Raw genomic sequence first — 8,070 nt, 5'->3', positions numbered from 1 at the left:
GCGCACCTCTGTAATCCTGCCGGAGGCTATATCAGATGGGGGATTGGCTCCCACTACTGATACTAGCTTGTTTCTCACCACCTATAGTAGAGGTGGGAGTCATCTCCCATCTGATATAGCATAGATTGCAAATATTGTATTCACTATGTAAATGACGAAAACGAAGAATCCTGTCAGGGCAAGCGTTTCAGTGAGCAACTGAGTTTCACAAGGTTTTGCGCGAACGGGAAACGACCAGCTTTTATAGGAGTTGGAAGTGAGCGCGATGAAACCGCAGTGAAATGAAGGTAGTCGAACGGCTAGCTGTCATGACAGGATTTTTCGTTTTCGTCTTAAAATATTAAATTTTCACCAATAAATCACCCGGAAATACGTGAAATCGCTTCCCGCACATTGGATACTCCGATCAGTTGAATGTCATCGGTACGCACTTCATCAGTCAACGATACTTTCGGCAGAATACAGGTTTCAAATCCAAGTTTCTTTGCCTCCTGTACCCGCTGTTTTGCCATATTGACTGCACGCACTTCGCCACTTAAACCAACTTCACCAAAACAGATCGTCTTATCGGAAATCGCAATTTCCCGATAGCTGGACACAATTGCCAGAACGATTCCAAGATCAATCGCCGGCTCATTCATCCGGATTCCACCTGCAATATTGACATAAGCATCACAGGAGGATAACGGCATTCCGGCTCTTTTTTCCAGAACTGCCATCAGCAGATTGACACGATTCAAGTCTGCTCCTGCTGCGGTTCTGCGCGGCAGTCCAAATCCGGTTTTGCATACAAGTGCCTGGATTTCCAGCAAAATCGGTCTGGTTCCTTCAATGGAACAAGTTACAATGGAACCGGAAGCCCCTTCCGGACGACCGTTCAACATATATTCCGATGGATTTTTTACTTCCACCAGACCTGCCTGTTGCATTTCAAACACACCGATTTCATTTGTAGAACCAAAACGGTTTTTAACGCCACGCAAAATTCGATAAGCAGCATGACGATCTCCCTCAAAATATAAAACGGTATCCACCATATGTTCTAACACACGCGGTCCGGCTACCACGCCTTCTTTTGTCACATGACCGACAATAAAAATGGTAATTCCAAGCGATTTTGCCAGTTGCAGCAAAAGTGCGGTTGCCTGACGCACCTGGGAAACGCTGCCCGGTGCGGAATTGACATCCTCGCTGTACATGGTCTGGATGGAGTCAATCACTACCACCCTCGGTTTCTTTTTGCGCAATACCGACGCAATATCTGATAAATTTGTCTCGCAGAACAATTCCAGATCATCCGTAAAAGAACCGATCCGTTCTGCCCGGATCTTGATCTGCTGCATGGATTCCTCTCCGGAAATATACAGCACGCTATGATGTGCTTCTGCCAGATTTCGGCAGACCTGAAGCAACAGGGTAGATTTTCCGATTCCCGGATCTCCACCGACCAGTACCAAAGACGCCGGAACGATTCCGCCTCCAAGCACCCGGTCAAGTTCTCCAATTCCTGTGGTAAACCGCTCCTGATCCGTCATCTCTACTTTTGACAACGGAAGTGGTTCCACCGTCTGTCCAACACGCGAAGCACTGCTATGTGTACTGCGTTTTTCTTCTGCCGGTTCTTCTACAAATGTATTCCATTCCCGGCAGCCCGGGCACTGTCCCATCCACTTGGCAGACTCATACCCACATTGCTGACAGAAAAATACTGTTTTTTTTGCTTTTGCCATACGCTGTTTTTTATGTTTCTCCTCATTTATTGATACGGCAATTCTGATACTTTTTTCTCAAAATTGCCGTTTTCTATCCTTCATTTTAACGATATAAATTCATCATACAAAATCAATATTTTGCCGTTTTCTCTTAATGTTCAAAAACAATCTCATCTTTTTTCACACGGACTGTAACGGTATCTCCTCTGTGAACATTGCCGGATAACAGCTCATCTGCCAGCGCATCCTCCAGTTTTGTCTGGATCATACGGCGAAGCGGACGTGCTCCATATTTCGGATCATATGCCTTATCCACAATATACTGTTTTACTGCATCGGTAAGTTTCAGTTCCAGATCAAGCTGCTCTTTGCATCTGTGCTGAAGCTCTTTTGTCATAATGCCGACGATTTTCTTCATATGTTCCTTGGTCAGAGAATGGAACACAATGATCTCGTCGATTCGGTTTAAAAACTCCGGTTTGAAAATACGGCGTACTTCCTCCATTACATTAGATTTCATTCGATTATAATCGGCTTTTTCATCTTCTTTTGCCGCAAAGCCCAGTTTTTTCGGTTCCATGATAGACTGTGCACCGGCATTGGATGTCATGATGATGATCGTATTTTTAAAATCTACTTTTCGACCCTGTGCGTCTGTGATATGACCATCATCCAGCACCTGAAGTAAAATGTTAAACACATCCGGGTGAGCTTTCTCGATCTCATCAAACAAAATAACCGAATACGGATGACGGCGCACTTTTTCGCTGAGCTGACCGCCTTCATCGTATCCCACATATCCTGGCGGGGAACCGATTATTTTTGACACACTGTGTTTCTCCATATATTCAGACATATCCACACGGATCATTGCCTCTTCCATGCCAAATACTTCCTGCGCCAGTGCTTTGGAAATCTCTGTTTTGCCGACACCGGTCGGTCCAAGAAACAGAAAAGAACCAATCGGTCTGGACGGATCTTTCAGTCCGACTCTGCCACGGCGAACGGCTTTTGCCACCGCTGAAATCGCCTCATCCTGTGCAATCACACGCTTATGTAACGTCTTTTCCAGATGCTGCAGGCGCGCTGCTTCCCCTTCCGTCAGACGTTTTACCGGGATATGTGTCCAGTCAGATACCACATCTGTCACTTCATTTTCACCCACCTGAATTTTTTTCCGGGCAAGGCTCTGTCTGTATTTTTTCAAAACAGCTTCACTCTGCTGCTGTTTTTGCTGTTTTTCCTGACGAATCTGTTTTGCGTGGCTTAAATCTCCATCGATCAGTGCCTGCTCCAGCTCTGCATCCAGTGCTTCCAGTTCTTGCTTATACGCCTCTAACTGCACCGGTTTATCCATATTTCCCACATGTGCTTTCGAAGCTGCCTCATCCATCAGATCAATGGCTTTATCCGGCAGAAAACGGTCATTGATATAACGCTCTGACAGTTCTGCTGCTGCCCGGATGCCCTCCTCTGTGATCTGCACATGATGATGTTTTTCATAACGTGGGCGCAGTCCACGTAAAATCTCCACGGTCTGCTCCACCGTCGGTTCTTCCACTGTCACCGGTTGGAAACGCCGCTCCAGCGCTGCATCTTTTTCAATATGCTTACGGTATTCTTCAATCGTTGTTGCTCCAATGATCTGGATCAGTCCACGGGACAATGCCGGTTTCATAATATTTGAAGCGTCCAGCGCACCTTCCGCGCCGCCTGCACCAATGATCGTATGTAACTCATCGATAAACAGGATCACGTTTCCGGCTGCCTGCACTTCCTGCATCATGCCTTTGATCCGTTCCTCAAATTCACCACGGTATTTTGTGCCTGCCACCATACCGGAAATATCCAGCGTCAGAATCCGTTTTCCCTGCAAATGTTCCGGAACTGCCCCGGTTGCGATACGGCTTGCCAGACCTTCTACGATCGCGGTCTTTCCAACACCCGGTTCTCCGATCAGGCACGGATTATTTTTGCCACGGCGGCTCAGGATCTGAACCATCCGCTGCAATTCTTCGCTTCGTCCAATCAGCGGATCCAGTTCCCCTTCCGCTGCCCGTACCGTCAGATCCACAGTATATTTTTCCATCAGCGTTCCTTTGGCTTCCGGTGCTTTCTTTCCGGTGCGAAATTCTTTCCCTTCTTCCTTGGAAAACAGATTCTCTTTGCCCATCGCTGCCAGAATATCCGCATATACTTTTCCAAGATTAATATTCATGGCAAGCAGCATGCGTGCTGCCGCACTGGTTCGATGCTCAATAATAGAAAAAAGCAGATGCTCTGTTCCAACCAGTTCGCTGTCAAACCGCTCTGCAACTGCATAGGCTTCTTCCACAATGGCGCGGCTCTCCGGTGTCAGGAAATCCCCGTCTGCCACCTGTTCCTCTGTCTTTGGCAGAGAAATCTCGTGAATCAATGTCAGTATCTCCTCACAGTTTACAGAAAGCTGCTGCAGGATCTGTCCTGCCACGCCATCGTTTTCCTGCAGCAGACCTGCCAGAATATATTCACTTCCCATCCTCAGCTGCTGTTCTTTCTCTGCCAGACGTTCCGCGATCCGCATAACTTTTCGTGCCTGTCTGGTAAATCCTCTATACTGCATATATGTTCCTCCAAAAATTACTCATACTCATCAAATATCTCGTCCACAAGTTCATGCACTTCTGCACGGTTAATGCCTTTGCAAAATCCGCGTGCCAGAACAACGCGCAGACTGTCCCGCATTTCTTCCTCCGCTTTCAACCGGTCAATATCCAGCGCGATAACCGTTCCGCGGCGGCGGTCTAGGCGGAGCAGTCCTTCCTGTCGAAGAACTGAATACGCTTTATTTACAGTATGCATATTAATGCCGATCTCCTCTGCAAGCTGTCGCACAGATGGCAGCGCATCTCCTTCATGGAACTGTCGTGTCGCAATCCCATATATGATCTGATTGCGAAGCTGAATGTACAGCGCCTCATCACTGTTAAAATCTATTTCGATTGTCATATGTACCTCTTCTCCCTTTTTCTTCAGACTGTTATATCGATGATATAACAAGCACCTCTGCCTGTCAAGCAGTACCAACTACTTTTTATTACGCTACATTGATATATGCAAATCTGCATCACTTTCACATAATCATTCTTTTCATTTTTTATAGATCGCTCTGTACCGTTTTCTACCAATCAAGAAAGTGTGCTATCACACACTTACGCGAATAACATTATTAATAGCACATCTTTCTTGCCCGCGCCGAACACGATTGCGAAACAATGATTTCTTCTCGTGTGAGTGTGCATCGTCTGCACGAAGTGCTTTTATTTGATAGGAAATCCTTGTAATTTCCTATCAAATAAAAAACTGTGAAGCGATCATACTTACGATACGCCTCACAGTTTTCAAACTTCCTTTTAACTTATAAAATTATAAAAATTCAATATCATCCCAGGAACCGCCTTTACCGGATTTGGAACCTTTCTTTTTCTTCTCTGTCTGTTCCGGTTCTTCCGGATCTTCCTCATCATAGAACTCATCTTCTTCATCATCAGGTTTCATCGTGGTCTCCACTTCCTGAATCATTTTTTTCAGATCCGCAACCAGTTTTTCTGTCTCCTCACTGACTACTTTCTCCGATGGATCATCGTCCTCTGCAAAAAGTTCTTTCGCTGATACATCTTTTGCCGGTTTTTCCGGAACTTCCTCTACTGGAGCTTCCGGGGCAGATGCTTCTTTCACCGCTGCCTCAGCTTTTTTCTCCTTCTCCGCTTTCTTTGCCTTTTTCTTATTCTTAACAGAATGATCTGCATCTCCATCAAAATCAACAATATCCACGGTGCTTCCAACGATATCTACACCAATGGTCGTATCATCATCAAACAGATCATCGTCCTCTGTCTCATCTTCATCCTCCGGGAATTCTTCTGTATCCAGATATTTCCGCAGACGATGATAACGAACGGATGTAACAATAAACAGGATCAGCAGCAGTAATGCCACAATGCCAAGTCCTGCTGTCAGCATTCTTGTCATGCTGTCCAGTTCAAACACAGAATTATTGTCTGCCTGATCCGTTGCTTCTGCATTGTCAGCATTCTCCTGATACTGCATATTGACAATGCTTCTCTGAATTGTCTGATCTGCGGAATCATATGTATACCAGCCACTTTCTCCCCGACTGTTTGTACCATATACATAGTAAAAATCAGAAATTGACGCATCTGAATCTGTCAGATCTCCGTCCGTTTTTCCCTGATATGCCATGATGCTTCCTTCTGAAAATGCACATTCTGTCTCCTGATAATAATCAGAAATCTCTGCTGCCACATCTTCCGGCACATTTGTCACTACAACAAAGGAATCCTGCACATCAATGCTTACAAACGGCACCGCCTCATCACGTTCCGTATCATATACAAATACATGTTTCTCACTGCTATCTTCTGTGTTCTGCAAATAAAGTAAGGTCACATCGCCCTGTTCCATTTTTGCTGCGGAAACGTCTTCACCTGCGTAGGTAATAGTCGTTGCCTCAAACCCTGTCGGAATCTCAGCTGTCGGAAATTTATCTGCGATTTCATAAGTTTTTCCAGAAATCTGGAATGTTCCGTCCTGTGCTTCTGTATTTTGATCTGATGTATCAGAGGAATCTGCCTGATCTGATGTGTCATCTTTTGCTGCTGTTCCGTTTCCGGATGAGATCATATCACTTCGCACCCATCCGTCAGTCTCTGCTCCATTCCAGTCAAAGGTGATTTCATACCAGGTATAACCATCACCAGAAGTCTGCTCTCCTTTGATGGTTACCTCCTGATTTGCTTTCAGGGAACCGATCGGGCTGCCACCGATAGCACTTCTGACCCTTGTATTGTCATTAATAGCAGTTCCGGATGTCGGCGCTGCCCATGCTGTGATACTGCTTCCATTCCAGCATAATGCACCTGCAAGACAGATTGCTGCGCAGGAAACTGCCGCTTTTTTCATGTTTATTTTCTTAATTTTCATAGATCCTCCACTGTTGATTACTATTTTTTTCATCAATCCCCCTTATTATAAGGACGGGTTTCTCAAATGTCAACCGAACGCAACATTTTTCATTTTTTCATAAAAATTTCTTGAAATGTTCACATTTTTGTATCATTCTATAGGGTAGAGATTACAATAAGAATTTCAGGAAAGGAAAAGAGGAATTATCAAATGAAAAAGAAAAAATATATCGCACTGATCGCCGCACTGACACTTAGCAGTGCTTTTGTATTAAACGGATGCAGTCTTGCACTTCCGGGCGAAGAAACAAAAATAAGCACCGGTGCAGAGCTTTCCGCAGAGCAGGAAATCCTGACAGATGGAAATGTACAGCTCCATACCCGTTGGTACAATGCAGACGGTTCCAGACTTGCCGGCGCCACAGTCACTGTTTATGACGGTAATGACCAGTTATTCCAGGGGACGACAGATGAAAACGGAAATCTGGAAGCATGCACACTTCCGGGCAACAAAGAACTTCGTTGTGTGATCACGGATTCTTCTGAAAATGAACTTGCAAAATCTGATATTTTGTATAAGATTTCCGATAACTATCAGGCAATTACCGTTTACACAACACATGGTGAAGCTGATACGCAGAAAGTGGAAATTCCGACTTCCAAGACAGTACTCAGTGCCGCTATTTATCTGACAGAGAATAAAACACTCTCCCATGCAAATATTACAGAATATATTGCTTCTGATGAAGAAAATACGACAGATGCTGCAACAGACGGTACTGCAACAGATGCTGCGCAGCCGACAGATGGTCAGCAACAGGCAGATCCAAATTCCGCTGATGCAAATGCAACGGATGCAAATCAACAATCCGATGCGGCTACCCAGAGTACCGATCAGGGAGCAGATCAGGCACAGACACAGCCGGCAACGGATCAGCAGCCGGTAGTAACACAGTAGATCTTGCTTGGGATGGCTTAAAATTTTCGGTAATGAAAGCGCCCAAAATTTATTTTACCTTGCTGGCTAACAATTGCTCATCAAGGAAAAATAAATTTTGGGCGCATTTACGTTGTGTTTGATCATAAAATTTAATTCCACGAATTAAGTAACAAAAAATCACGTATATTATAATGCTTGATCCCGTTACGACTCAGATCTAATTCGTCCAAAGATACTACATACTTCGGAAAATTATCCCGTATATTATCATACACACCAAATTCACGCTGAATTGTTTCTTCTGTGGCTAGCAGATAAGTAACCTGAACATACAACTTTTCACTTTGTCTGCTACAAACAAAATCTACTTCTTTATCCCCCATTTTCCCCACGGTGACATCATATCCCCGCGGAGCGTTTATCTCAGTCGGAGATTGTACTCCCACTGAGAAAG

At 44.8% G+C, this 8,070-nt stretch carries 5 protein-coding genes and 1 pseudogene; 1 reads left to right on the top strand and 5 read right to left on the bottom strand.

Annotated features, from left to right (window positions below):
- Positions 1 to 359: 359 nt before the first annotated feature.
- The 4 genes from radA to LG34_RS16325 all read right to left on the bottom strand — a co-directional run bounded on the left by radA (position 360) and on the right by LG34_RS16325 (position 6,728).
- Complete coding sequence (gene radA, locus LG34_RS16340; protein ID WP_109217022.1) at positions 360 to 1,730, bottom strand: DNA repair protein RadA; 1,371 nt, start codon at positions 1,728 to 1,730, stop codon at positions 360 to 362.
- Positions 1,731 to 1,863: 133 nt separating this feature from the next.
- Entirely contained in the window at positions 1,864 to 4,314 is a 2,451-nt protein-coding gene (locus LG34_RS16335) for an ATP-dependent Clp protease ATP-binding subunit (RefSeq protein ID WP_109217021.1), read from the bottom strand.
- Between the two features lie 17 nt (positions 4,315 to 4,331).
- Positions 4,332 to 4,700, bottom strand: coding sequence for a GntR family transcriptional regulator (locus LG34_RS16330; protein WP_109217020.1), 369 nt, complete (start codon positions 4,698 to 4,700; stop codon positions 4,332 to 4,334).
- Positions 4,701 to 5,117: 417 nt separating this feature from the next.
- Positions 5,118 to 6,728 carry an SH3 domain-containing protein gene (locus tag LG34_RS16325; protein ID WP_109217019.1) on the bottom strand — a complete coding sequence of 537 codons (1,611 nt, stop codon included), beginning with the start codon at positions 6,726 to 6,728 and terminating at the stop codon, positions 5,118 to 5,120.
- Between the two features lie 159 nt (positions 6,729 to 6,887).
- Between LG34_RS16325 and LG34_RS16320 the strand changes: the two genes are divergently transcribed.
- Complete coding sequence (locus LG34_RS16320) at positions 6,888 to 7,634, top strand: hypothetical protein (RefSeq protein WP_109217018.1); 747 nt, start codon at positions 6,888 to 6,890, stop codon at positions 7,632 to 7,634.
- Between the two features lie 131 nt (positions 7,635 to 7,765).
- Here LG34_RS16320 and LG34_RS16975 read toward each other — a convergent pair.
- Positions 7,766 to 8,070 (bottom strand): annotated as a pseudogene (locus tag LG34_RS16975) (hypothetical protein); the annotation flags it as partial.

This window comes from Eubacterium ramulus (genome assembly GCF_003122485.1).
In the GTDB taxonomy this organism is placed as follows: Bacteria; Bacillota; Clostridia; order Lachnospirales; family Lachnospiraceae; genus Eubacterium_I; species Eubacterium_I ramulus_A.
The sequence above is the reverse complement of the archived record's forward strand: the minus strand, read 5'-3'. Positions and strand labels throughout refer to the sequence as shown.

Excerpts from the sequence above, each read along its gene's own strand:
- radA (WP_109217022.1), bottom strand. The coding sequence starts at position 1,730 with ATGGCAAAAGCAAAAAAAACAGTATTTTTCTGTCAGCAATGTGGGTAT.
- LG34_RS16335 (WP_109217021.1), bottom strand. The coding sequence starts at position 4,314 with ATGCAGTATAGAGGATTTACCAGACAGGCACGAAAAGTTATGCGGATC.
- LG34_RS16330 (WP_109217020.1), bottom strand. The coding sequence starts at position 4,700 with ATGACAATCGAAATAGATTTTAACAGTGATGAGGCGCTGTACATTCAG.
- LG34_RS16325 (WP_109217019.1), bottom strand. The coding sequence starts at position 6,728 with ATGAAAAAAATAGTAATCAACAGTGGAGGATCTATGAAAATTAAGAAA.
- LG34_RS16320 (WP_109217018.1), top strand. The coding sequence starts at position 6,888 with ATGAAAAAGAAAAAATATATCGCACTGATCGCCGCACTGACACTTAGC.